Raw genomic sequence first — 23,727 nt, 5'->3', positions numbered from 1 at the left:
TCTGTCAGCCGTCGGGTGCCGTCTCCGGGGCGATCAGCCCCTTGCGGTAGGCGACGGCCACGGCTTCGGTACGGCTCGCCGCGCCGAGCTTGGCGAGGATGTTGGAGACGTGCACGCTCGCCGTCTTGCCGGTGATGAACAGTTCCTCGCCGATCTGACGGTTGCTGCGCCCCCGGGAAAGCAGTCGCAGCACGTCCTGCTCGCGGGCCGTGAGCAGCGACGCGGGGGCAGGGGCGTCGGCCGGCCGGATGCGTCGGATCAGCTCGTCCGCCTGCTCAAGCAGCACCTTGGCGCCGAGCCCGGCCAACACCTCGCGAGCGCCGCGGGCCTCCGCGGCCGCCTCCTCGCGCCGGTCGGCCGCGAGGAGGGCCTCGGCGTACCGCAGCCGGCAGCGCGCCGGTTCGTACACGTCACCGAAGTCGAACGCGGCGACCGCCCTGGCCCACGCCTGCACGTCCGGCCCGGACACGGCCCGCGTCCACTCCGCCTCGGCCCGGGCCAGCCACGCCTGTCCCTCCGGGCCCTGCGGTATCCCGCCCTCGCCGTGCACGGCGGCGCTCCGTGCCAGCTCCACCAGCTCGGTCGCGGTCCCGGCCCAGCGGGCCGCCCCGGGCTCGTCCCCTTTAAGACGCAGGTCGGCGGAACGGTCGGCAACCGCGGACAGCGCGAGGGTGGCCAGCCGGACGGTGACGTGGGGAGGCGTGCCCGCCTCGTCGGTGAGGGCCGCCACGGTGGACCGCATATGTGCCACGGCAGCCTCCGCATCACCCTGCAGCGCCGCCGCGTCGGTCAGCGCGATGCCCGCGACGAGCGTGGCCATCCAGTCGAACGGCCCCTCCAACAGCACCCGGGCCCGGTCGACGGCCCTGAAGTCCCCCCGCGCGAGAGCCACGTACAGTGCGGGCGCCACCGTGTACCCGCCCGCCGCGGGCAGCACCTCGACGTCGGCGTCCGCCGCCCGGACGCAGTCGTCCCAGCGGCCGAGCGTGTACAGGAGCAGCAGCCGGAGGTAGCGCATCTCCATCGGATACGGCGACGACAGCAGCCCGGCGCGGCGGGCCCGGTCCAGGCCTTCGGTGAGCCAGGGCAGACACTCGTCGAGGTGCCCGGACTCGAAGGAGCCGACGGCGAGATTGAACAGCGCACGCATCTCCACCGGAGTGTTCCCCGCGCTCCGGGCCAGGTCCCGGGCCTGACGCAACCGCTCCCGGCCCGCCACCGTGCGACGGCCGCCGCCTTCGAGAATGGCGAGCGAGATCAGCAGATCAGCCTGGGCGTCCGGCACATCGAGCTGTTCCGCGGTGGCCAGGGCCTGCCGGGCGACCCGCAGCGCGATCTCGTTCTCCGAGACATGCCGGGCCGCCAGCACATGCGTCGCCGCGGCCCACACCCAGGTACGCGACGGGGGATCGGCGGGGATCATGGCCAATGCCTCGCGGCTGTAGGCGAAGGCCGCGGTGAGGTTGTCGACGCTCATCAGTGTCCCGGCGAGCGTGTACCGCACCTGGGCGGCGAGTTCGGGGTCCGTTTCCTGGCCGACACCGGCGAGCGCGGCACGCGTCAGCGAGACCGCCCGGTGCAGCTCCCCGGTGTGCGCGGCGGCAGCCGAGGCCCGCAGCATCAGCCGGACCCGGTCGAGGCCCTCACCCACGGGCCGCGCGGACGGTTCCACCGCCGACCACAGGTCGAGGGCCGCCTCCAGATGCCGTAGCTCCTCGGCGGGCGCTCCCACCAGGTGTGCGTGGTCCGCGGCCTCCAGCGAGGCGGCGAGCGCGGGGGCCAGGTCATGGCTCTCCCGGTAGTGATGGGCCCGCTCCGCGGCGCTCTCGGGCCGACGTCCCGCTCCGTCGAGGAGCCGGGCGAACGCTCCGTGCAGCCGTGACCGCTCGCCCGGCAGCAGATCGGCGTACACGGCCTCCCGGGCGAGGGCGTGCCGGAACGCGTACGTGCCACCGTCACCCGATACCAGCAACTGCCGCCCGATGGCCTCCCGCAGCGCCGTCTCCAACTCGTCCTCGGGCAGCCGTACGGCATCGCGCAACAGGTCGTGCTCGACGCGCCGCCCGGCCACCGCGGCGGTGCGCAGTACCTGCTGAGCGGTGTCGGACAGCTGCTCGAACCGGATCAGCAGCACGTCCGCGAGTCCGCTGGGCACTCCGCCGCCCCCGCTGCCCGTGGCGGCGAGCAGTTCCTCGGCGTAGAAGGCGTTGCCCTCCGCCCGCTCGACGATCCGCCGCAAGGTGGTGTCCGGCAACGGCCCCTCGCGCAGGGCCCGCACCAGCCGGGCGACCTCGCCGTCGGCCAGCGGCCGCAGCTCCAGCCGCTCGACGGCGGGCAGCCGCACGAGCTCGGCGAGCAGCGGACGCAACGGATGACGCCGGTGCAGGTCGTCCGCGCGGTACGAGGCGAGTACGGCCAGCCGGTGCGTGGGCGCCCCGCCCGCCGAGCGCTGCAGGATCCCCCGGCTCAGCAGAAACCGCAGCAGATCCCGCGACGACTGATCGGCCCAGTGCAGGTCCTCCAGGACGAGCAGGAGGGGCGCGATGTCCGCGAGGTCGGCGAGCAGCCCGGCGATCTCCTCGAACAGCCGGAGCCGGCCACCGGAGTCCCCGGGGGACCCGGCTCCCAGCAACCGCTCCACCGCCGGACGGGAGGAGACGACGTCGGTGAACCGCGGATCGGCGGCCAGCACCCCCAGCACCTCGGTGAACGGCAGATAGGGCAGCCCGACGTCGCCGAGGTCGACGCAGTGCCCGGTGAGCACGGTCATCCCACTGCGGGCAGCCTTGCCTGTCACCTCGTTCAGGACCCGGGTCTTGCCCACTCCGGCGTCCCCGGCGACGAGCACGGCCCGGGCCTCCCCGCCCCGGGCCCGCTCCAGCACGCCGGAAAGCCGGGCAACCTCGTCTTCTCGCCCGATGAACGGCGCACTGATGGAGATCTGCGACACGACTACATCCTGGCACTTGCCACTGACAGGGAAGGCGGAGGAGTCACCCCGAGGTCATCCGCGCAGAGTCCGCGCCCAGTCCGCAGGCACCCTGCCCGCCGGTCCCGGCGCGGGCTGCTCCACCGGATGACTCACCGGAGGCGCCAGCTCGGGCCCCGCCTCGAACATCTCGCTGGTCTCGAAGTTCCAGAACCACTCCTCACCCGGTTCGAAACTCTGCACCAGAGGATGGCCCGCCTCACGGAAATGCCCGGTCGCGTGCTGCCCGGGAGAGGAGTCGCAACACCCCACGTGCCCGCACTCCGCGCACCGCCGCAGATGGAACCACCACCCGCCCGCCGCGTTGCACTCCACGCAGCCCTCCCCGCTGGGTGCCACGCTCGGGTCGATCCCCTTGATGTCGGTCACTCGGGCTCCTCGGTCGTGTCGTTGTCCGCGGCGGTGAGCGGAAGCAGCACCTGGAATCGCGTGTCCCCGGGCGACGACTCCACCTGAAGCGATCCGTGGTGCTTGTTGACCACGATCCGCCAGGAGATGTCGAGCCCGAGCCCCGTCCCCTCGCCGACCGGCTTGGTGGTGAAGAACGGATCGAAGATACGCCCGCGGATGTCGGCCGGCACGCCGGGCCCGGTGTCCCGGAACTCCACCAGCAGCCGGTCGTGTTCGAGGGCGGTCCGGACGGTCAACGTGCCTTCCCCGCCCACACCGTTGACGGCCCCCACCGCGTTGTCGATCAGGTTCGTCCAGACCTGGTTGAGCTCGGCGGGATAGGCCGGGATCCTCGGCAGCGTCCGGTCGTAGTCCTTGACCACCTTGATCTGCGGCCCGATCTTCCCGGACAGCATCAGCAGCGTGCTGTCGAGGAGTTCGTGCACGTCGGCCACCTGGTAGGGCGCCCGGTCCAGCTGCGAGTACTGCTTGGCCGCGTCGACGAGATGGGAGATCCGGTTCGTGGAGTCGTTGATCTCGTCCATCAACAGCTCGGTCTCGACGGTGTAGTTGAGCCAGCCGATCGCGTTCGGCAGGATCTCCTCGCCCACGGTCGCCGCGACCTGGTCGAGCCAGTCCACATCGAGGCCGCCCTGTACGAAGGTGGGCGCGATCCGCCAGCCCTCCTGGATGCCGTGGTCGTCGAGCCAGTCACTGAGGGTGTCCTCCCGGTCGGACGCCTCCAGAGGGCTCAACACGGGTGCCTTGGTGACGCGTTCGGCGGTGCGCTCCTGGATGTCGATGAGGTTCGCCATGACCTCGGGGGAGTAGGAACCCTGGGCGATGATGCCGAGCTTGTGCCGCATCTTGCCGACCCGCTCCCGCAGCGTCGCCGTGGCCCGCACGGCCGCCGCGGCGGGATTGTTGAGCTCGTGCGTCAGCCCTGCCGACAACGAGCCCAGCGCCAGCAGCCGTTCGCGCTGCCCGATGGCCCGCTGGGTGTTCTTCGAACCGAGGAAGAGCCCTTCCAGCAGATGGACCGCCATCGGGAACCACTCCTGCATGAACGCCGAGAACTTCTCGGCGGGCAGTACGAAGAACCGCGAGGTCTCCGTGACCCGCATGGAGTTGTTGTAGGTCTGCTGCACCCGGTCCCCGAGGTAGGCCTGCATGGAGCCCGAGTACACCCCTTTCTGGGAGGTGCGGCTGATCTCCACGTCGTCGCCGCCCACCCGGCGCGAGAGCACGACGGTGCCCTCGATCATCACGTAGAAGCAGGTGGCGGGTTCACCCTCGGTGTACACCGGGCCGGGCTCGAACCTCTCCACCCGGCCCGCGGCGCACAACTGACCCAGCTGTTCGGGGGTGAGCTTCTCGAACAGGAACAGCGCCCCGATCTCCCCGGGACTGCACGGCATCAACTGCCCGCTCATGACTGCTCCAGATAGCGGTGGACGAGCATCACGGCCATGGCTCCCTCTCCGACGGCGGACGCGACCCGCTTCGCGGACTCGGCGCGCGCGTCGCCCGCGACGAACACGCCCGGAATGTTGGTCTCCAGGTGGTACGGCGGCCGGTCCAGCTCCCAGTCCGCCGGCGGTCGCCCGTCGGCGGTGAGATCGGGCCCGGCCAGGATGAACCCGCGCTCGTCCCGCAGCACCGTGCCGTCCAGCCAGCCGGTCAGCGGGGCCGCGCCGATGAACACGAACATCCACTGCGCGTCGACGAGTTCGGTCTCCCCGGTCTCGGTGTCGCGCAGGGTGAGCTGCTCCAGGTGGTCGGAGCCGTGCGCGGACTCCACGACGGTGCGCGCGCGTACCGAGATGTTGGGAGCCTCCTCGATCTGCTGGATCAGGTAGTGCGACATCGACGCGTTGAGGTCGGGACCGCGCACCAGCAGGGTCACCGACTTGGCGCCCCGGGACAGGTACATGGCCGCCTGCCCGGCCGAGTTGGCACCGCCGACGATGTACACGTCCTGCCCCTGGCAGGCGGCCGCCTCGGTCAGCGCCGAGCCGTAGAACACCCCGCAGCCGGTCAGGTCCGTGCAGCCGGGCGCCTCCAGCTGCCGGTACGACACACCGGTCGCCAGGATCACGCTGTGCGCGGCCACCGCGGAGCCGTCCGAGAAGCGCACGGTGCGGGCGGCGCCGTTGACCTCCAGGCCCGCCACCTCACGGGCGGTGAGGATCTCCGCGCCGAACTTCGTCGCCTGCCGCCGGGCCCGGTCGGTGAGCTGACCGCCCGACACGCCGTCGGGGAAGCCCAGGTAGTTCTCGATGCGTGAGCTCTGTCCGGCCTGTCCGCCGGTCGCCGACCGTTCCACGAGGACGGTCCGCAGCCCCTCCGAGGCCCCGTACACCGCGGCTCCGAGCCCGGCGGGCCCGCCGCCGATGACGACGAGGTCGTAGAAGTCGGCGGTCGGCGTGGTGGCCAGGCCCACGTGGGCGGCCAGATCCGGCGCCTCCGGCTCGACCAGGGGTGTGCCGTCCGCGGTGATCACCACCGGCAGCCGCTGCCCGTCCTGGCCCGCGGCGGCCAGCAGCCGCTGTCCCTCGGGCTCGTCCGTCGAGTACCAGCGGTAGGGCACCTGGTTGCGGGCCAGGAACTCACGTATGTCCGAGGAGCGCGCCGACCAGCGGTGTCCGATCACCTTGGTGGCGGGCACGGGCCGGAAGTCGCTGCACCGCCACGCCTGAAGGAGGTCGTCCAGGACGGGGTACAGCTTCTCCTCGGGCGGGTCCCACGGCTTGAGGAGATAGTGGTCCAGATCGACGACGTTGATCGCGTCGATCGCCGCGTTGGTGTCCGCGTACGCCGTCAGCAGCACGCGGCGGGCCCCCGGGTACACGTCCAGGGCCTGCTCGAGGAACTCGATGCCGTTCATCTGAGGCATGCGGTAGTCGGCCAGGATCACGGCCACGAGGTCACCGCGCAGCTTCAGCTCCCGCAGCGCCTCCAGCGCGGACTCACCGGACTCGGCGCGCACGATCCGGTACGACTCGCCGTAGCGTCGCCGCAGATCGCGGGCGACGGCGCGGGATACCCCCGGGTCGTCGTCCACGGTCAGGATGACGGTCCGCGCTGATTCGGCGGCCTGTGCCATACGTCTCCCACCCCGAGCGGTCGGCTTCGGAGCACGGTGTCGCCGTCGTCACCGGCCCGGTCCACGCCATCGTATGTTCGATCGACCCGCTGTGCGCAGCTATGGCTGACCCTGCCGGTGGCAGGCTCGGCGCTGCCGGTGGCGTGGTGAAGACTGGGCCCCACCGACGTGACCGTGAACAGGGAGGCCACCGCATGACGCGCCCGATCACCGCAGGCATCGACGGAACCGAGGAGAGCCTCGCGGCACTCGGTTGGGCAGCCCGGGAGGCGGTCCGGCGAGGGACCGCGCTACGGGTGGTGCACGCGTGGCGGTTCGAGTCGTACGAGGGGATCGACGCGGGGGACCGGGACACCCAGGCCGGCTGGGCGGGGGACGCCACGACCGAGGCCGTGCGGGCCGTCGTCGGGCGGCATCCGGAACTCGACGTGTCGACCGACGTCCTGGAGGGCGGCAGCGTCGACGTGCTCGTCGCCGCGGCGGCCGACGCCGAACTGCTGGTGCTGGGCTCCCGTGGGCACGGGCCCGTCGTGGGCTTCCTGCTGGGCTCGGTGGGCCAGCAGGTGATCGCCGAGTCGAGCCGCCCCGTCGTCCTGGTCCGCTCCGGTGACCAGGCCACCGCCGAGGCCGCGGGCCGCGAGATCGTCGTGGGCCAGGAGGGCGACGCGCAGGACAGCGCCGCCGCCCTGCGGTTCGCCTTCGAGACGGCGGCGGCCCGGGGTGCCACGGTGCGCGCCGTACGGGCCTGGACGCTGCCGCCGGTGTTCGCCTACAGCCCCGGCTCGCTCAAGCTCCTCGACGAGGCCGGGGGACTGGAGCCGTACGAGAAGAAGGCCCTCGCGTCGGCGCTGCGGCCGTGGCGGGAGCACTTCCCGGACGTCCCGGTCGTCGAGCACGTGGAGATGGGCAGCGCGGGGCAGGTGCTGCTGTCGGTGACCGCGCGGGCCCAGTTGATGGTCGTCGGCCGCCGGGCCCGCCGTACCGCGGTGGGCGCCCGGATCGGTTCGGTCGCCCATGGTGTGCTGCACCACGCGGACTGCCCGGTGGCCGTGGTGCCGCACGTCTGAGTCAGTCCGCGGTGGCGGGGGTGGGCTGGAGCGTCTCCCGTGCCTTGGGGAGGATGTTGTTGATGTACTCCTCGACGGCTGTGTCCAGCCCGATGTCGTGCTGGGCCCGCTCCGACAGGTACCAGCGGTGCTCCAGCAGCTCGTGGTAGATCTCGGCCGCGTCCATCGAGCCGCGCAGTTCGAGCGGTACGGCCCGCACGGTGGGACGGAAGACGTCGCGTACCCACCGGTGCGCGAGGACCTCGGGACGGGCGCCGAGGGGGTCGCCCGGGGCGTAGTCGTCCTGGGTGGCCATCCAGCTCTCCAGGTCGCTCAGTAGCCGCCGGGCCTGGTTCTCCTCGGTGTCAAGACCCGTCAGGCGCAGCAGTTGGCGCTGGTGGTGGCCGGCGTCCACGACCTTCGGCACGAAGGTGACGGTGTCGCCGTTGGCCGCGTGCTCGATCTGCATCTCGGCCACGTCGAAGCCGAGCTCGTTCAGACGCCGGATCCGGCGCTCGATGAAGTGGTACTTGCCCGCCGGATACACGGACCTGCGGGTCAGCTCCTCCCACAGGCTCGCGTAGCGCGAGCAGATCTCCATGCCGAACTCGATCGCGTCCACGGAGGGGTGCAGTGCCCCGGACGCCTCCAGGTCGAGCAGCTCGCCGCTGATGTTGACGCGGGCAAGATCGAGGTCGTAGTCTCGCTGTCCGTTGCTGAGCTGCGCATGCAGGTCGCCGGTCTCCGCGTCCACCAGGTAGGCCGCGTAGGCGCCCGCGTCGCGCCGGAACAGGGTGTTGGACAGGGAGCAGTCGCCCCAGGCGAACCCGGCCAGGTGCAGGCGGACCAGCAGGACGGCCAGCGCGTCCATCAGGCGGTGCATGGTGGCGGGCCGCATGGTCGTCTCGAACATCGAGCGGTACGGCATCGAGCCGCCCAGGTGCCGGGTGATGAGCACCGGCTCCAGGGGGGCGTCGCCGCTGTCGGTGCGCCCGGTGACCACGGCCAACGGGTCGACCGCGGGGATCCCGAGCCGGTCCAGGTCGCGCAGCAGTTCGTACTCGCGCAGCGCCGGGCGTTCGGCCAGTTCCTTCACGGCGATGACCTCGTCGCCGGCCCGGGCGTAGCGCACCACGTGGCGGGAGATGCCGCGCGGCAGCGGCACCAGGACCTCGTCCGGCCACTCCTCCAGCGGCAGGTGCCACGGCAGTTCCAGCAGGAGCGCGGGATGCTCCGGGTTCGTCGCGCTGATCTGCAGTGCCATGGCTGATCTGTCCTTGTCTCGCCGGTGATCGTCACCTCACCTTAGAGCGCGCGGTCCCTGGCCTGAAGGGCCGCCTCACGGACCGGACCGCGGTGTGCGGGACCGTGGCCGGGCAGCATCAGCTCGCCGTCCAGTTCCGCGTACACGTCCAGGGAGGCCACGGCCCGGGCGCGCTCGTGGTGGAACATGTCGGGCAACAACTGAGGCCCCTTGACCCGCGAGGTGGGGTGACCGCTCACCAGGCCGTCGCCGGAGATCACCACCCCGCGCTCGGGGAGGTGGAAGGCGCAGTGACCGTCGGTGTGGCCCGGTGTGTGCACGGGCACGGGTCGGCCCGGCAGATCGAGGGCGCCCTCCGCCGGGAACGGCTGCGGGGAGGCCACCGGCACATGGGCCGTGCCGCCCGAGCGGATCGCGTGCACCGCCCACGGCAGCACCCCGGGCCGCCAGCCGTTCTTCAGGACCGTCCCCACGGTCACCTGGTGCAGGAACTCCCGCCGGGCGTGCGGTACTTCGGCCTCGTGCAGATACACCGGCGTGCCGTAGCTGCCGCGCAAGTACTCGGCGGAGCCGAGGTGGTCGTTGTGGGCGTGCGTGATGAGTACGGCCGTGACCGCCTCCGGTGAACTGCCCACCTCCGCAAGGGAGGCGAGCACCTGCTCGCGGTCGCCCGGGTAGCCGGTGTCGACCAGCGTGGCGGAGTTCCCCTCGGTCAGGATCACCCAGTTGGTGTTGCTGCCGGTCACCAGATAGGTGCCGTCCGCGACTTGCTGCACGCCCGCGCTCATGATCGCCCCGCCCGATGAGTCCCTGCCCCGACGGCACCCAGCAAAGCAGACGCTCAGGCGAACCGGATTGGCGGGTACCGGTCCTCCAGCCGTCAACTTCCGTGGGACGAGGCTGCCTCCGGCGCCGTCCGCCGGAGGCAGCCCCCGCGCGCGGCCGAAGCAGCCGCCTCTCTGCCTCAGCGCACGCCGTGCGGGCGGAACTGGACGCTGATGCGCGGTCCCGTCGCGCGCGTGGTCTTCGGTACGGCGTGCTCCCAGGTGCGCTGGCAGGAGCCGCCCATCACGATCAGGTCGCCGTGTCCCAGCGGCCGCCGGACCGTGTCCAGGCCGCCGCGGACCGGGCGCAGCAGCAGATCCCGGGGTGCGCCCACGGAGAGGATGGCGACCATCGTGTCCTCCCGGGCGCCCCGCCCGCTCCGGTCGCCGTGCCAGGCGACGCTGTCCCGGCCGTCCCGGTAGTGGCACAGGCCGGCTGTGGCGAACGGCTCACCCAGCTCGTCGGCGTAGTGCGCGGTGAGCGCCTCACGGGCCTCGGTGAGTACGGGATGGGGCAGTGCGTCGTCCGCGCCGTAGAAGGCGAGCAGGCGCGGTACGTCGACGACCTGGTCGTACATCGTGCGGCGTTCCGCCCGCCACGGCACTTCGGAGGCCAGCTGTTCGAAGAGGGCGTCACAGCCGCCGAGCCATCCGGGCAGTACGTCGATCCAGGCGCCGAGACCGAGCACGGTCCGGCGGATCCCGTCGAGGGGGCCGAGCCGGAGCTGGTCGCTCTGGTCGAAGAGGGAGCCCTGGAGGTGCGCGGTCATGGTTCCAGCGTACCCCTGATTCGAATATCTGTTCCCATTAAATCCTCTCGCACGTTCGACTCTTTCGATACATCGCCGTATCGGATACATTCGCGTATCGAACGGAGGGTCGACATGGTGGAGGGCACGGTGGTGGAGGACACGACCAGGCGTGTGACCAGGCGACGGGTCCGCACGCGCGCCAATCTCCTCGACGCGGCCTTCGCGGTCTTCGCCGCCAAGGGCTTCGGGCGCGTGTCGATCGAAGAGGTCTGCGAGGCCGCCGGCTACACCCGGGGCGCCTTCTACTCGAACTTCGACAGCCTCGACGAACTCTTCTTCGCCCTCTACCAGCAGCGCGCCGACCTCATCGCGGAGCAGGTCTCCGGGGCCCTCGCCCTGGACGGCCCCGGCCTCGACGTGACGGCCGCCGCCGACCGGGTCACCGAGGTACTCCTCCTCGACCGGAACTGGCTCCTGGTCAAGACCGACTTCCTGGTGCACGCCGCCCGTGCGCCCGAGGTCGCCCGGACCCTGCTCGAACACCGGGCGCGGCTCAGGCGGGCGATCGCCGACCGGCTGGCACGCGCGCGTGGGCACGCCGAACTGCCCGCCGTACTGGTCGACGTCGAAGGTGCCGCCCACGCCGTGGTCGCCGCCTACGACGGGGTCACCGTCCAACTGCTGCTGGACGCGGACGTGGAGCGGGCCCGCGTCTGGCTCAAGCAACTGCTCACCGCGCTGCTCACCGACGGCAGCGACACCACCGTATGAGGGAAAGGACGGTCGCCATGGACGCCGACGTCATCGTCGTCGGAGCCGGGCTCGCGGGCCTGGTCGCCGCGCACGAGCTCACCAGCCGCGGCAAAAGGGTCGCACTGGTCGACCAGGAGAACGCCGCCAACCTCGGCGGCCAGGCGTTCTGGTCCTTCGGCGGGCTCTTCATCGTCGACTCCCCGGAACAGCGGCGCCTCGGCATCAAGGACTCCTTCGACCTCGCCTGGAACGACTGGCAGGGCAGCGCCAAGTTCGACCGCGTCGACGACGAGGACTCCTGGGCGGTGCGCTGGGCGCGCGCCTACGTCGAGTTCGCGGCGGGGGAGAAGCGGTCCTGGCTGGAAGGGCACGGGATCAAGTTCCTGCCCACCGTCGGCTGGGCCGAGCGCGGCGACCTCACCGCCCACGGACACGGCAACTCCGTACCCCGTTTCCACGTCGCCTGGGGCACCGGCACCGGAGTCGTCGAGCCCTTCGTCGGCTACGCCAAGCAGGCGGCGCGCGACGGACTGCTGACCTTCCACCACCGCCACCAGGTCGACGAACTGGTCGTCGAGGAGGGCACCGCCCGCGGCGTGCGGGGCACCGTCCTCGCCGAGGACACCTCCGCGCGCGGGGTCGCCTCCAACCGTGACCGCGTCGGCGACTTCGAACTCACCGCCCGGGCCGTCGTCGTCACCACCGGCGGCATCGGCGCCAACCACGACATCGTCCGCCGCTACTGGCCCGAGCGGCTCGGCACCCCGCCCGCCGAGATGGTCACCGGCGTCCCCGCCTACGTCGACGGACGGATGCTCGACATCAGCGCGTCCGCCGGCGTCCGCCTGGTCAACCGCGACCGCATGTGGCACTACACCGAGGGCATCCAGAACTGGGACCCGATCTGGCCCGGCCACGGCATCCGCATCCTCCCCGGCCCCTCCTCGATGTGGTTCGACGCCCTGGGCCGGCGACTGCCCGAACCCTGCCTGCCCGGCTACGACACCCTCAGCACCCTCGAGTACCTGCGCACCACCGAGGACATCGCGGAGCACGACCACTCCTGGTTCATCCTCACCCAGAAGATCATCGAGAAGGAGTTCGCGCTCTCGGGCTCCGAGCAGAACCCCGACATCACCGCCAAGGACCGCGCGGGCTTCCTCAAGGAGCGGATCCTCGGCAAGGGCGCGCCGGGACCGGTCGACGCGTTCCTGCGCAAGGGCGCGGACTTCGTCACCGCCCCCAACCTGGAGCAGCTCGTCGAGAAGATGAACGGGCTCACCGACAAGGCACTCCTGGACGCCGACTCGGTCCGCCGTCAGATCGAGGCCCGCGACCTGCAGATCGCCAACTCCTACAGCAAGGACGCCCAGGTACAGGGCATCCGCAATGCCCGCCGCTACATCGGCGACCGCCTCGGCCGGGTCGCCACCCCGCACCGCATCCTCGACCCCGCCGCCGGCCCCCTGATCGGCGTCAAGCTGCACACCCTGACCCGCAAGACCCTCGGCGGCATCCAGACCGACCTCGACTCCCGCGCCCTGGGAACCGACGGCAAGCCCCTCGACGGCCTGTACGCGGCGGGCGAGGTCGCCGGATTCGGCGGTGGCGGTGTCCACGGCTACAACGCGCTGGAGGGCACCTTCCTCGGCGGCTGCCTCTTCTCGGGGCGCGCGGCCGGCCGGGCGGCGGCCGAACAGGTCGGCTAGGACACCGGCGGGCTAGGCCTCCAACAGGCGTACCAGGACGGTGGCGTGGCTCTGCTCCGGCGTCTTCGACGCGGTCAGCAGGGTCACGTCGCCCTCGTCCACCAACTCCCGGAGGCGGTCGAGCGGTCCGGCGGCCCCGGGATCGGCCAGCTCCGCCCCGTACCGCTCGGCGAACTCCTCGTACGAGCCCTCGCCCGCGTGGTACCAGCGGCGCAGCGCGGTCGACGGAGTCAGTGCCTTCGGCCACTCGTCCACCCGGGCCGCGTCCTTGGACAGGCCGCGCGGCCACAGCCGGTCGACCAGGACGCGCACCCCGTCCCCGGGCTCGGGCGGGTCGTAGACACGGCGGACGCGAACGCTCACGGGCGGCCTCTCCGACAAAGGGGGTGATTGTACCCGGGAGCGTACTGCGCGGGGCGGCTCGACTTGACCTGATCAAGGGTGAGTTGCGGGAGGGTCCGCCTTTAGTGTGAAGCCCTTGCCCGCCCCTCACCTTTAGGAGTGCACGTGCCGAAGGCCGTCAGACGCACTTTCGTCCTCGCCACCACCCCGGTCGCCCTCGTGGCGCTGCTCGGGGCCGCCGCGCCCGCGTCGACGGGCTCGTCCGGAGCCGGCGACCCCTACTTCCCGCTCGCCGGCAACGGCGGGTACCACGTCGGCCACTACGACCTGACCCTGCGGTACGACCCGGGCAGCGGTCACCTCGACGGCAGGGCGGTCCTCACGGCCCGCGCCACCCAGCGCCTCAGCAGCTTCGATCTCGACTTCAAGGGACTGACCGTCACCGGCCTGACGGTCGATCACGCCAAGGCCGCCTTCCGCCGCAGTGGACAGGAACTGGTCGTCACCCCGAAGCGCGCCCTGCGCAAGGGGGAACGATTCACCGTCACCGTCGCCTACAAGGGCAAGCCCCGCCCCGTCAGCGACCCGGACGACTCGCTCGACGGCTGGATCCCCACCGACGACGGAGCCTTCGTCGCCGGTGAACCGCAGGGCGCCATGACCTGGTTCCCGGCGAACAACCACCCCACGGACAAGTCGTCGTACGACTTCACGATCACCGTGCCCAAGGGGCGCACCGCGGTCGCCAACGGTGTTCTGCTCTCCGAGCGGACCGCGCACGCGAAGACCACGTTCCGCTGGCGCCAGAGTGAGCCCATGGCCGCCTACCTGGCCACGGCGACCGTCGGAAAGTTCAAGGTGCAGCAGTTCACCACCCGGGACGGCATCCGGGTCTACAACGCCGTCGACCCGCGCGAGGCCGCCGCCGCGGCCCCCGTCCTGAAGAAGCTGCCCTCCGTGCTGGAGTGGGAGAGCAAGCTCTTCGGGCCGTACCCGTTCCGGGCCGCCGGATCGATCGTGGACCACGCCCCGAACGTCGGCTACGCGCTGGAGACCCAGAGCCGCCCGGTCTACGACCGGGCACCCGACCTCAGCACCCTCGTCCACGAGAACGCCCACCAGTGGTTCGGCGACTCCGTCTCCCTGACCTCCTGGAAGGACATCTGGCTCAACGAGGGCTTCGCGACCTACACGGAGTGGCTCTACGCCGAACAGCACGGCGGCGACAGCGCCCAGAAGACCTTCAACGGCCTCTACGCCAAGCCCGCGAGCGACGGGCTGTGGGAGTTCCCGCCGGGAGACCCCGGCAGCGGCGCCAACATCTTCGGCACTCCCGTCTACGACCGCGGCGCCATGACCCTGCACGTCCTGCGCACGACGGTCGGCGACGCGGCGTTCTTCCGGATCCTGCGTGCCTGGGCGGCCGAGCACCGCGACGGCCACGGGACCACCGCGCAGTTCGAGCGGCTTGCGGAACGGGTTTCGGGGAAGAAGCTGGACAGCCTGTTCCGGACCTGGCTCTACACGCAGGGCAAGCCGAACCGGCCGTAGAACCTGACCAGTTCCTTACAAGTGTGGGCCACAGTCATTCCATGATCACACGCAGAGCCCACGTGACCCTGCTCGCCGCATCCCTGCTTCTGACGGGATGCGGCGGCGGGGCCATGGCCAGTACGGCGGGCACGGCCACGCCGCCCGGAAAGACTCCGGCGACCGCTCCCTCCCCGGAGATCTCCGTCGAGGCCGCGCCCCGGCAGATACCTGGCCTCGGACCGAAGACGTGGGCCGAGGTGCCCGCCGACGCGCGGCAGGCGGTGGTGGTCACCGGGCGGGACCGTGACTCCTCGGCATCCACCGTGGTCCTGTACGAGCGCACCGCGGCCGGCTGGCAGGCCGGGGCGAGTTGGCCCGCGCACAACGCCCTCAGGGGCTGGAGCGACCACCACCTGGCGGGCGACCTGCGCTCACCGATCGGCGTCTACACGCTCACCGACGCCGGGGGACTGCTGAAGAACCCCGGCACCAGACTGTCCTACGACCGCGGCCCCGGCTTCACCTCACCCGGCACGGGCTTCGAGGGCGAACCGCTGGCCGGGTCCTTCGACTACGTGATCGCCATCAACTACAACCGGCGGCCCGGCACTTCACCCCTGGACTGGACACGCCCCCTCGGCGCGGGCCGCGGCGGCGGGATATGGCTGCACGTCGACCACGGCGGGCCCACGCACGGCTGTGTGAGCGTCGACGAGGAACACATGAAGGCCCTGCTCCGCGCCCTGGACCCGGATCTGCGTCCCGTGGTCGTCATGGGCGACGCCACCTCGCTGGCCCGCTGAAGCGCCTAGGATCCGCCAGGTGTGCGCACATGTGCTGGTTGCCGAGGACGACGAGATGCAGGCCGAACTCATCCGGCGTTCCCTGCTGGCGGAAGGACACACCGCCACCGTGGTCCACGACGGGCGGGCCGCCCTCGATGCGGCCCGGCGGCTCGCCCCCGACCTCGTCGTCCTCGACCTGATGCTTCCGGTCATCGACGGCTTCGGGGTGTGCCGGGTGCTGCGGCAGGACGACGACAGCTCCTGCATCCCCGTCGTGATGCTCACCGCGCGCTCGGCCGAGAACGACGTACTGCTGGGCCTGGAGCTGGGCGCCGACGACTACATGACCAAGCCGTACAGCCCGCGCGAACTGATGGCGCGCATCCGGACCGTGCTGCGGCGCAGCGGCCGAGGCGCGCTCGGGGACCGGCGCGAGGATCCCGTCATACGCGCCGGCGGCCTGGCGGTCGATCCCGTACGGCACGAAGTGCGCTGCGAGGGCACTCCGGTGGAGTGCACGCCGGCCGAGTTCGAGATCCTCCTGGCCATGGCCGCCGAGCCGGAACGGGTCTTCTCGCGCCGCCAGTTGCTGGAGGTCACCCGGGGCACCGACCGGGCGTCCACCGAACGGGCCGTGGACGTGCACATCATGAATCTGCGCCGCAAGACCGAGGCCGACCCGCGCCGACCGGTCCGGCTGCTGACCGTGTTCGGCGTCGGCTACAAGCTCAGCGGCGGCCGCGGATGAGCGCTCGCATCCCCCTGCACAAGCGGCTGCTGGTGCGGCTGCTGATCACGTCGGGACTCATCGCCGTGTGCTCGGTGGCCGCGACCGCCTGGCTGGCCGTGGCGACCACCACCCAGGCCCTGCGCGAGGAACAGGGGCAGGCGCTCGCCGACGACATGGAGGTCCTCGCCGAGCTCAGCGGCTATGCGGCGACCCATCCCGACTGGACGGGAGCGACCGCCACCGTACGGCGGTTGTCCGCGAAGACCGGCCGGCGCATCGCTCTGACCACCCCCGACCGCAGGACCATCGCCGACTCCGCACCGCGCGGCACCTCGCTGCCGCCCACCGCAGCCGCCACCGTCGACCCACTGCACACAGACACCTACAGCGAACGCGGTGCCCAGATCAGTGGCACCGATCCGCGAGTGGTCGGCCCCTACCGGCTCACGAGGACCGAACGCGCCAAGATCGACGTCATCGTGCGCAAACGCCAGTTGTGCTTCGCCCAGAACGGCATCCAGACCACCGTCGTGCACACCCCCAGCGGCCGCCCGGTCCTCACCGAACCGGACAGCACCGTGCAGCCCTCCTACGTGCCCGAGGCCTGCGGCGACGGGCTGCTCAACTCGCCGACCCGGACGGAGGAGAAGGCCTTGGGCGCACTCCACGCAGGAGCGCGCGCCTGCCTCACCCGCAAGGGCCTGTCCGGCGACACACCCCTGAGCCTCGGCGGCTATGACCTCCGGTCCCCGTCGCTGTCGCCCGTGTACGGCAAACCGAGTGCGAAGCAGACGCGCGAGGCCCAGACCTGCGTCGACGAAGCGCGTCACGCCCAACTCGACCCGTACGTGGCACCGGTGGCCGAACTCTTCCTGGGCACCGGGGACACACCGGCCGTGCTGTTCGACATGTCCCCGGCCAACAAGGCCAAGGTCGTCGGCACCGCCGGACTCGTGCTCGCCGTCACCGTGATCGTGACCGCGCTGGTCGCCACCCGGCTCGTCCGGCCGCTGCGCGCCCTCACCGCGGCTGCCCAGCAGCCACCGGAACTCCACACGCGTGTGCCCGTCACCACCCGGGACGAGACCGGCATCCTCGCCGCCGCCTTCAACGACCTGGCCGAACGCCGCGAACGCCTCGAAACCCAGCGCAGGGCGATGGTCAGCGACATCGCCCACGAACTGCGCAGCCCGCTCACCAACATCCGCGGCTGGCTGGAGGTCACCCGGGACGGCCTCGTCGACCCCGACCCCGCCCTGCTCGGGTCCCTGCACGAGGAGGCCCTCGTCCTGCAACGCGTCATCGACGACCTCCAGGACCTCGCGGACGCCGACGCGGGCACCCTGCGCCTGCACCGGGAGCCCGTCCGCTGCGACGAACTCCTCCAGCAGGTCGCCGCGGCCCACCGGATCGCCGCCGACGCGGCCGGGGTCGGGCTGCGCACCGACGTCGACGGCCTGCCCTGGCTGGACGCCGACCCGGTCCGGATGCGGCAGGTGCTCGGCAACCTCGTCTCCAACGCGGTACGCCACACCCCCGCCGGCGGCACCGTCACCCTGTCCGCCCACCCGGACGGCGACGACGTCGTCCTGGAGGTCTCCGACACCGGCTCAGGCATCGCACCCGACGACCTGCCGCACGTATTCGACCGGTTCTGGCGCGCGGAGAAGTCCCGCAGCCGCCGCACCGGCGGCAGCGGCCTGGGCCTCCCCATCGTCCGCCACCTGGTCGCCGCCCACGGCGGAACGGTCGCAGCCGACAGCGAGCCGGGCAGCGGGAGCGTCTTCAGCCTGCGGCTGCCCGGCGGCCCGACACCGTAGGGGCCGGGGGCCGGACAACGAGCCGCTCCTCTTCGACGTGCGGCCGAGGTGCTGGCTGGACCCCCCGGGTGATCGAGGCGCCGCGGGCCGCGGCGGACCGGCCAGAAAACGCCTGGGGTCCGCCGCGGCCCGCGGCCGCTGAACGGGTCCGGTCAGCCGGACCTTCTCCGCGCGGCCGCGCGCCGGGCCAGCGCACGGCGCTCCGCTTCACTGGTGCCGCCCCAGACGCCGATACCCTGCCCGGTGTCGAGAGCCCACTGCAGACACTGCTCCTGGGAGGGGCAGCGCCGGCAGACGGACTTGGCCTGCTGCGTCTGTACGAGTGCGGGGCCGGTGGTGCCGATCGGGAAGAACAGGTCGGGGTCCTCGCTGCGGCATTCGGCATGGTCTCGCCAGTTGTCCATCAAAGTCACCTGCGATCGAGTCGTACGTGCCCTCGTGGAAGCCTTACCGGCTTTCGGGTCACCTGTCGATACGCGATGAAACAACCGGGCCCCGTGGGACACCCCCGTTCACTGCTCGCGGATGCCCCACGGGGAGCCGTACGCGGTCAGCAGATCCAGGAAGGGGCGGGCCGGGAAGGCCTCCGGGCCAAGGACGCCGGTGCCTGACCAGGCGCCCGTGGCGAGGAGTTCGAGGGCGACGACAGGGTTCACCGCGGTCTGCCACACCACCGCCTGACAGCCGTACTCCGCCATGGACCACTGGTTGTCGACCACGTGGTAGAGGTACACCTCGCGCGGTGCCCCGTCCTTGACGCCCTTGACCCAGGTGCCCGCACAGGTCTTGCCGTGCATCCGCTCGCCCAGCGTCGCCGGATCGGGCAGACAGGCTGCCACGACGTCCCGGGGTGAGACCGCGACCGGCCCGGTGGCGCTCGGCACGGTCACCTGGTCGGTGCGGTCCAGGCCCAGCAGATGCAGTGTCCTGAGCGTCTCGATGAACTCGCGGCCCAGTCCGTACTTGAAGGTGACGCGGCGCGCGCCCACCCAGCGGGGGACGAGCAGCACCTCCTCGTGCTCCACGTTCACGCATTCGACGGGACCGATGCCCTCCGGAAAGTCGAAGACCTCCGGCTCGCTGAAGGGCTCCGTGGTGAACCAGCCGCGGTCGGCCTCGTAGACCACGGGAGGGTTCAGGCACTCCTCGATGGTGGTCCAGATGCTGAAGGAGGGGGCGAAGTCGTAGCCGTCGACGGTGAGGTCGGCACCGTCGCGGACACCGATCTCCTCGATCTCGTCGAACAGTTCGTCGGCCGCGTACCGGGCGAAGACGTCCGACAGACCCGGCTCCACACCCATGCCGACGACGGCCAGCGCGCCCGCCTTCTCCCACTCCTCGGCCTGCGTGAACTGCTCGTCGCCCAGCTTCACCCCGCACTGCTCGTACGGCCGCTCGGGGTGCGGCCGCGACAGGGACATCGCCATGTCGACATACGTCGCCCCGGCGGAGCGCGCCGCCCGGAACAGCGGCATCACGAAGCGCGGGTCGGTGGCGTTGAGGAGCACGTCGCAGGAGTGCCGCTCCAGCAAGGCGGTTACGGCCGACTCGTCACTCGCGTCCACGCGCTCGGCGCGGAACCGGTCGCCCAGCTCGCCGCCGAGCGCGGTCACCGCGGCTTCGGCGCGGCCCGGGTCGTAGTCGGCGACGATCATGGTGTCGAAGAACGGCCGCCGGGCGGCGATCCGGGTGATGGCGGTGCCGACGCCTCCGGCGCCCACGAGCACTACACGCATGACACACACTCCCTCACGGGCCGAAGGCCGCGGATGTGCGGGGGCCCCTGGCGGAGATACAACGCCGTGTCCTCGTTTAAGGTCAATGGCGTTGGCATAAGGAGGCTCAGGATGCCGAAGCCCGTGGTTCGCGAGGAGAACCGCCGTCGGCGCAGACCCACCAGGAACGGCACCGTGCTGTCGGAGGGGCTGATCGTCGAGACCGCCCTGCGCATGCTCCGCGAACACGGCAGTACCGGCCTGACCGCCCGCCGCCTGGGTCTGGCGCTGGACGCCGACCCGAGCACGCTCTACCGCTACTTCCGCGGCATGGACGAGCTGACCCTGGCCATCGGCGACGCCCTGATCGGACAGGCGCTGCGGGGCTGGGAGCCGACGGGGCAATGGCGTCCCGACCTGCGCTCCATGGGCCTGCGTATCCACGCCGCGTACGTGGCCCACCCCCAGGCCGCGCTGCTGACGACGAGCAGGGTCACCGGCCGGGCGAACGAACTGGCCGCGGACGAGGCGGTCCTGGACGTCCTGCGTACGGCGGGCCTGCCGCTTGCGGACACGGTCCGGGTCTACCACGCCTTCATCGACCAGACCCTGGCCTTCGCGGCCCTGGACGCGGCGTCCCTGGCCCTGCCGAGCGAGGCGCTGGACGCGGACGAGGGCAGATGGCAGTCGACGTACGCCCGCCTGCCCACCGACCGCTACCCGCGTATCGCGGAGGCGGCACCCCTGCTGGCGAGACGCATGATCACCAGCGCATACCCGACAGCCCTGGACATGCTCCTGGACAGCGTGGCGAGGCAGATGGACAGCGCCTCGTAGGCGGTGTGAGCTGTATCGGCCTGTGGCGCACGGGTGCGACTCGCCGCGACGACAACGAGGGCACGGGACGTCACGGCGAGGCGCAGGCTCAGGCGCGCAGTGCTGCTTCCGCGGCCAGGACCACCGCCTCCGCCACCGCGGCGAGCGCCGGCGAATCCAGCTTCCACTGCTGCCAGTACAACGGGACATCGACGGGACGGTCCGGCGCCAGCGAGATCAACCGCCCCGCCCGCAGCAGCGAATCCGCCTGGGCTTCCGGCACCATCCCCCACCCCAGTCCCAGCGCGACCGCCTCCACGAACCCCTCCGACGTCGGCACGGCATGCCGCCCCCGGCTCGCCCCGCCGCGGCCCAGCGTGCGCAGGAACCCGTCCTGGATGTCGTCGCTCCGGTCGAAGGTCACCACCGGAGCCTCGGCCAGCGATTCCCGGAGCGGCCCGTCGAGATACCGCGTGACGAACTCCGGACTCGCCGCCGCGAGATACCGCATCCGCCCCAGCACCCGCACGGAACACCCCGCCACCGCATCCGGTGACGACGTCACCGCCGCCATCACCAGCCCCTCCCGCAACAGCTCCGCGGTGTGCGTCTCGTCCTCCCGCCGCAGCTCGAAACAGAGCCGCTCGCGGCCCGGGACGCGCGTGAGGGCCTTAAGGAACCAGGTCGCCAGGGAGTCCGCGTTCACCGCGACGGAGACCCGCGTCCCCTCCCCCTCGCCCGGCATCCCCAGTTCGGCCAGTGCGTCCCGCTCCAGCCGGGCCAGCTGCCGGGCGAACCGCACCACCACCTCGCCCGACTCGGTCGGCCGCACCGGCTTCGTGCGCACCAGCAGCACCCGCCCCGTGCGCTGCTCGAGCGCCTTCACCCGCTGGCTCACCGCGGACGGCGTCACGTGCATGGCCGCCGCCGCGGCGTCGAACGTCCCCTCGTCGACAACCGCGAGCAGAGTCCGTACCTGATCCAGAGGCAGTTCGGTCATCATCACGAAAACTAATGATACGTAAGAATCTTTAGCTGTACGGGCAGTGATCGTCTCCGTACCGTCGAAGCCATGCAAGCCTCACTGTCCGCCGCTGCCGCGGGTTTCGGCACCGGCCTCTCGCTCATCGTCGCCATTGGCGCCCAGAACGCCTTCGTCCTGCGCCAGGGGATCCGCCGCGACGCGGTTCTCGCCGTCGTCGCCATCTGCGCCCTGTCCGACGCCCTGCTCATCGCCCTCGGTGTCGGTGGGGTCGGCGCGGTGGTGGTGGCCTGGCCGGGCGCTCTGACCCTGGTCGGCTGGATCGGCGGTGGATTCCTGCTCTGCTACGGCGTGCTGGCCGCCCGGCGCGTGTTCCGGCCGGGCGTGGCGGGTCTACGGGCCGAGGGCGAGGCGGTGGGCTCCCGGAAGCGGGCGGTGCTGACCTGTCTGGCGATGACCTGGCTCAACCCGCACGTCTATCTCGACACCGTGTTCCTCCTCGGCTCGGTCGCCGCCGACCGCGGTCCGCTGCGCTGGACCTTCGGGCTCGGCGCGGTGCTCGCGAGTCTGTGCTGGTTCGCCGCGCTCGGCTTCGGCGCCCGGCTGCTGAGCCGCTTCCTGGCCAGGCCGGCCGCCTGGCGGGCCCTCGACGGACTGGTCGCCGTCATGATGATCACCCTCGGCGCAGCGCTTGTGGCCGGGGCATGAAGACTCCGCGCGCACGGTCCACACGCTGAGATACCGCGTCCCGAACTCCTGGACGGTGCTGCCATAGTGAACCCTGGATCCGTTAGATGTAACGAGCAACCAGGAAGCGCGTGGACACCGGCGAGAGCAGCACCGAACCCCAGGCACCGGCCGCGGACGAGGCGCCGACACCACGGCGCGGCTGGCGGCGCTGGGCCATGGACACCCGCCCGCTGCGCATCCCGGCCTACCGTCGGCTGTGGAGCTCGACGATCGTCACGGCCGTCGGCAGCCAGCTCACCGCCGTCGCCGTGCCCAAGCAGATCTACGACATCACCGGCTCCTCGGCCTGGGTCGGCGCCGCCAGCATGGCGGGACTGCTGCCGCTCATCGTGTTCGCGCTGTGGGGCGGCGCGGTCGCCGACACCATGGACCGCCGCAAGCTGCTCCTGATCACCAACACCGGCATCGCTGTCACCTCCGTCCTGTTCTGGCTCCAGGCCGTCACCGGGCTCGACTCGGTGGCGGTGCTCATGCTTCTGCTCGCGGTGCAGCAGGCGTTCTGGGGCCTGAACGCCCCCGCCCGCAACGCGTCCATCGCCCGCCTGGTCCCCGAGGACCAGCTGCCCGCGGCCAACGCGCTCGGCTCGACCGTGATGCAGACCGGCCAGGTGGTCGGGCCGCTGCTCGCCGGTGTCCTGATCCCGGTGATCGGCCTTCCGGAGCTGTATCTCATCGACGCCCTGGCGCTGTGCGCCACGGTCTGGGCGGTGTACCGGCTGCCCTCCCTGCCGCCGCTCGCCGCCGCGGTGGCGCGTCGGGCAGGTGTGCGCGAGATCGCGGAGGGCTTCCGGTACATCTCCGCGCACAAGGTGCTGCTGCTGTCCTTCCTCGCCGACATCATCGCGATGGTCTTCGGCATGCCCCGGGCTCTGTTCCCGCAGCTCGCCTCGGAGACCTATGCGCCGTACGGGGAGGGGCTCGCCCTGGGCCTGCTGTTCGCCGCCATCCCGATCGGCGCGGTGGTCGGCGGGCTGTTGTCCGGCACCTTCTCCCGGGCTCGTCGGCACGGCTGGATGGTCATCGGTGCGGTCGTCGCCTGGGGTGTGGCCATCACCGGCTTCGGGCTGAGCGGCAGTCTGTGGCTCGCCGTGGTGTTCCTCGCGGTGGCCGGGGTCGCCGACATGGTCTCGATGGTCTTCCGCGGGGCGATCCTGCTCTCCGCGGCCACCGACGAGATGCGCGGCCGGATGCAGGGCGTCTTCACCGTCGTCGTCGCCGGCGGACCCCGCCTCGCCGACGTCCTGCACGGCACCGCCGGCTCGGTCTTCGGTGCCCGCACCGCGGTCGCCGGCGGCGGACTCCTCGTCGTCGCCGCCATGCTGGGCCTGGCCTTCACGGTGCCGTCGCTGCGCCGCTACCGGATCTGAGGTCCGGGGCCGGCCCGTCGCCGCGCGGTCCGGCGCGTGTGTCGCGGAGGGATG

At 71.6% G+C, this 23,727-nt stretch carries 21 protein-coding genes; 10 read left to right on the top strand and 11 right to left on the bottom strand.

From position 1 onward, the window contains the following. Nucleotides 1-4 precede the first annotated feature (4 nt). Genes OHT57_RS03810 through OHT57_RS03795 form a run of 4 tightly spaced genes read right to left on the bottom strand, consistent with a single transcriptional unit; the run spans nt 5 to nt 6,485 of the window. Entirely contained in the window at nt 5-2,950 is a 2,946-nt protein-coding gene (locus tag OHT57_RS03810; RefSeq protein ID WP_328744464.1) for a helix-turn-helix transcriptional regulator, read from the bottom strand. 54 nt (nt 2,951-3,004) lie between these two features. Continuing rightward, entirely contained in the window at nt 3,005-3,358 is a 354-nt protein-coding gene (locus OHT57_RS03805; protein ID WP_328744463.1) for a UBP-type zinc finger domain-containing protein, read from the bottom strand. After that, nucleotides 3,355-4,812 (bottom strand): ATP-binding protein, encoded by a 1,458-nt coding sequence (locus tag OHT57_RS03800; protein ID WP_328744462.1) that lies wholly within the window; start codon nt 4,810-4,812, stop codon nt 3,355-3,357. The genes OHT57_RS03805 and OHT57_RS03800 overlap by 4 nt, the downstream gene beginning before the upstream one ends. After that, nucleotides 4,809-6,485 carry an FAD-dependent oxidoreductase gene (locus tag OHT57_RS03795; RefSeq protein ID WP_328744461.1) on the bottom strand — a complete coding sequence of 559 codons (1,677 nt, stop codon included), beginning with the start codon at nt 6,483-6,485 and terminating at the stop codon, nt 4,809-4,811. The genes OHT57_RS03800 and OHT57_RS03795 overlap by 4 nt, the downstream gene beginning before the upstream one ends. 194 nt (nt 6,486-6,679) lie before the next feature. Here OHT57_RS03795 and OHT57_RS03790 point away from each other — a divergent pair, with 194 nt between their 5' ends. Continuing rightward, nucleotides 6,680-7,552: a universal stress protein gene (locus OHT57_RS03790; protein WP_328744460.1), complete on the top strand. Its 873-nt coding sequence runs from the start codon at nt 6,680-6,682 to the stop codon at nt 7,550-7,552. Nucleotide 7,553: 1 nt separating this feature from the next. On the opposite strand, the gene OHT57_RS03785 is transcribed toward OHT57_RS03790, so the two are convergent. The 3 genes from OHT57_RS03785 to OHT57_RS03775 form a co-directional block, all read right to left on the bottom strand. Continuing rightward, on the bottom strand, nt 7,554-8,795 hold the full coding sequence (locus tag OHT57_RS03785; protein WP_328744459.1) for a DUF4032 domain-containing protein: 1,242 nt from the start codon (nt 8,793-8,795) through the stop codon (nt 7,554-7,556). A gap of 41 nt (nt 8,796-8,836) precedes the next feature. Beyond that, the gene (locus tag OHT57_RS03780; RefSeq protein WP_328744458.1) at nt 8,837-9,583 is read right to left on the bottom strand and encodes an MBL fold metallo-hydrolase; all 747 of its coding nucleotides are present in this window, start codon (nt 9,581-9,583) and stop codon (nt 8,837-8,839) included. 176 nt (nt 9,584-9,759) lie between these two features. Further along, nucleotides 9,760-10,389: an alpha-ketoglutarate-dependent dioxygenase AlkB gene (locus tag OHT57_RS03775; protein ID WP_328744457.1), complete on the bottom strand. Its 630-nt coding sequence runs from the start codon at nt 10,387-10,389 to the stop codon at nt 9,760-9,762. 114 nt (nt 10,390-10,503) lie between these two features. Between OHT57_RS03775 and OHT57_RS03770 the strand changes: the two genes are divergently transcribed. Further along, nucleotides 10,504-11,142 carry a TetR/AcrR family transcriptional regulator gene (locus tag OHT57_RS03770; protein ID WP_328744456.1) on the top strand — a complete coding sequence of 213 codons (639 nt, stop codon included), beginning with the start codon at nt 10,504-10,506 and terminating at the stop codon, nt 11,140-11,142. 17 nt (nt 11,143-11,159) lie between these two features. Then, on the top strand, nt 11,160-12,833 hold the full coding sequence (locus OHT57_RS03765; RefSeq protein ID WP_328744454.1) for an FAD-binding dehydrogenase: 1,674 nt from the start codon (nt 11,160-11,162) through the stop codon (nt 12,831-12,833). A gap of 12 nt (nt 12,834-12,845) precedes the next feature. Here the strand turns inward: OHT57_RS03765 and OHT57_RS03760 are convergent, their stop codons facing one another. Next, nucleotides 12,846-13,196 carry a DUF488 domain-containing protein gene (locus OHT57_RS03760; RefSeq protein ID WP_328744452.1) on the bottom strand — a complete coding sequence of 117 codons (351 nt, stop codon included), beginning with the start codon at nt 13,194-13,196 and terminating at the stop codon, nt 12,846-12,848. Nucleotides 13,197-13,340: 144 nt separating this feature from the next. Between OHT57_RS03760 and OHT57_RS03755 the strand changes: the two genes are divergently transcribed. Genes OHT57_RS03755 through OHT57_RS03740 form a run of 4 tightly spaced genes read left to right on the top strand, consistent with a single transcriptional unit; the run spans nt 13,341 to nt 18,043 of the window. Continuing rightward, entirely contained in the window at nt 13,341-14,726 is a 1,386-nt protein-coding gene (locus tag OHT57_RS03755; protein WP_328744451.1) for a M1 family metallopeptidase, read from the top strand. Between the two features lie 41 nt (nt 14,727-14,767). Next, the gene (locus tag OHT57_RS03750) at nt 14,768-15,511 is read left to right on the top strand and encodes a L,D-transpeptidase family protein (RefSeq protein WP_328744450.1); all 744 of its coding nucleotides are present in this window, start codon (nt 14,768-14,770) and stop codon (nt 15,509-15,511) included. 19 nt (nt 15,512-15,530) lie between these two features. Beyond that, the gene (locus OHT57_RS03745; protein WP_328744449.1) at nt 15,531-16,241 is read left to right on the top strand and encodes a response regulator transcription factor; all 711 of its coding nucleotides are present in this window, start codon (nt 15,531-15,533) and stop codon (nt 16,239-16,241) included. After that, nucleotides 16,238-18,043: a sensor histidine kinase gene (locus OHT57_RS03740; protein WP_328744448.1), complete on the top strand. Its 1,806-nt coding sequence runs from the start codon at nt 16,238-16,240 to the stop codon at nt 18,041-18,043. Before OHT57_RS03745 ends, OHT57_RS03740 begins: the two co-directional genes overlap by 4 nt. 152 nt (nt 18,044-18,195) lie before the next feature. Here OHT57_RS03740 and OHT57_RS03735 read toward each other — a convergent pair whose 3' ends face one another. Both OHT57_RS03735 and OHT57_RS03730 read right to left on the bottom strand, forming a co-directional pair. Beyond that, entirely contained in the window at nt 18,196-18,447 is a 252-nt protein-coding gene (locus OHT57_RS03735; RefSeq protein ID WP_328744447.1) for a WhiB family transcriptional regulator, read from the bottom strand. 108 nt (nt 18,448-18,555) lie between these two features. Further along, nucleotides 18,556-19,779 carry a saccharopine dehydrogenase family protein gene (locus OHT57_RS03730; RefSeq protein ID WP_328744446.1) on the bottom strand — a complete coding sequence of 408 codons (1,224 nt, stop codon included), beginning with the start codon at nt 19,777-19,779 and terminating at the stop codon, nt 18,556-18,558. A 111-nt stretch (nt 19,780-19,890) separates the two neighbouring features. On the opposite strand from OHT57_RS03730, the gene OHT57_RS03725 reads away from it, so the two are divergent. Then, nucleotides 19,891-20,595: a TetR/AcrR family transcriptional regulator gene (locus OHT57_RS03725; protein WP_328744445.1), complete on the top strand. Its 705-nt coding sequence runs from the start codon at nt 19,891-19,893 to the stop codon at nt 20,593-20,595. Between the two features lie 88 nt (nt 20,596-20,683). On the opposite strand, the gene OHT57_RS03720 is transcribed toward OHT57_RS03725, so the two are convergent. Continuing rightward, nucleotides 20,684-21,577 carry a LysR family transcriptional regulator ArgP gene (locus OHT57_RS03720; protein WP_328753111.1) on the bottom strand — a complete coding sequence of 298 codons (894 nt, stop codon included), beginning with the start codon at nt 21,575-21,577 and terminating at the stop codon, nt 20,684-20,686. A 69-nt stretch (nt 21,578-21,646) separates the two neighbouring features. On the opposite strand from OHT57_RS03720, the gene OHT57_RS03715 reads away from it, so the two are divergent. Both OHT57_RS03715 and OHT57_RS03710 read left to right on the top strand, forming a co-directional pair. After that, the gene (locus OHT57_RS03715; protein ID WP_328744444.1) at nt 21,647-22,264 is read left to right on the top strand and encodes a LysE/ArgO family amino acid transporter; all 618 of its coding nucleotides are present in this window, start codon (nt 21,647-21,649) and stop codon (nt 22,262-22,264) included. Between the two features lie 110 nt (nt 22,265-22,374). Beyond that, nucleotides 22,375-23,673, top strand: a complete 1,299-nt coding sequence (locus tag OHT57_RS03710) for an MFS transporter (protein WP_328744443.1) — start codon at nt 22,375-22,377, stop codon at nt 23,671-23,673. Nucleotides 23,674-23,727 lie beyond the last annotated feature (54 nt).

The organism is Streptomyces sp. NBC_00285 (assembly GCF_036174265.1).
In the GTDB taxonomy this organism is placed as follows: Bacteria; Actinomycetota; Actinomycetes; order Streptomycetales; family Streptomycetaceae; genus Streptomyces.
Note: the sequence above shows the minus strand (reverse complement) of the source record. Positions and strands in the feature narration are given on the sequence as shown.

Excerpts from the sequence above, each read along its gene's own strand:
- OHT57_RS03775 (WP_328744457.1), bottom strand. The coding sequence starts at position 10,389 with ATGACCGCGCACCTCCAGGGCTCCCTCTTCGACCAGAGCGACCAGCTC.
- OHT57_RS03725 (WP_328744445.1), top strand. The coding sequence starts at position 19,891 with ATGCCGAAGCCCGTGGTTCGCGAGGAGAACCGCCGTCGGCGCAGACCC.
- OHT57_RS03740 (WP_328744448.1), top strand. The coding sequence starts at position 16,238 with ATGAGCGCTCGCATCCCCCTGCACAAGCGGCTGCTGGTGCGGCTGCTG.
- OHT57_RS03715 (WP_328744444.1), top strand. The coding sequence starts at position 21,647 with ATGCAAGCCTCACTGTCCGCCGCTGCCGCGGGTTTCGGCACCGGCCTC.
- OHT57_RS03720 (WP_328753111.1), bottom strand. The coding sequence starts at position 21,577 with ATGATGACCGAACTGCCTCTGGATCAGGTACGGACTCTGCTCGCGGTT.
- OHT57_RS03750 (WP_328744450.1), top strand. The coding sequence starts at position 14,768 with ATGATCACACGCAGAGCCCACGTGACCCTGCTCGCCGCATCCCTGCTT.
- OHT57_RS03765 (WP_328744454.1), top strand. The coding sequence starts at position 11,160 with ATGGACGCCGACGTCATCGTCGTCGGAGCCGGGCTCGCGGGCCTGGTC.
- OHT57_RS03785 (WP_328744459.1), bottom strand. The coding sequence starts at position 8,795 with ATGGCACTGCAGATCAGCGCGACGAACCCGGAGCATCCCGCGCTCCTG.
- OHT57_RS03770 (WP_328744456.1), top strand. The coding sequence starts at position 10,504 with ATGGTGGAGGGCACGGTGGTGGAGGACACGACCAGGCGTGTGACCAGG.
- OHT57_RS03735 (WP_328744447.1), bottom strand. The coding sequence starts at position 18,447 with ATGGACAACTGGCGAGACCATGCCGAATGCCGCAGCGAGGACCCCGAC.
- OHT57_RS03790 (WP_328744460.1), top strand. The coding sequence starts at position 6,680 with ATGACGCGCCCGATCACCGCAGGCATCGACGGAACCGAGGAGAGCCTC.
- OHT57_RS03800 (WP_328744462.1), bottom strand. The coding sequence starts at position 4,812 with ATGAGCGGGCAGTTGATGCCGTGCAGTCCCGGGGAGATCGGGGCGCTG.
- OHT57_RS03780 (WP_328744458.1), bottom strand. The coding sequence starts at position 9,583 with ATGAGCGCGGGCGTGCAGCAAGTCGCGGACGGCACCTATCTGGTGACC.
- OHT57_RS03730 (WP_328744446.1), bottom strand. The coding sequence starts at position 19,779 with ATGCGTGTAGTGCTCGTGGGCGCCGGAGGCGTCGGCACCGCCATCACC.
- OHT57_RS03795 (WP_328744461.1), bottom strand. The coding sequence starts at position 6,485 with ATGGCACAGGCCGCCGAATCAGCGCGGACCGTCATCCTGACCGTGGAC.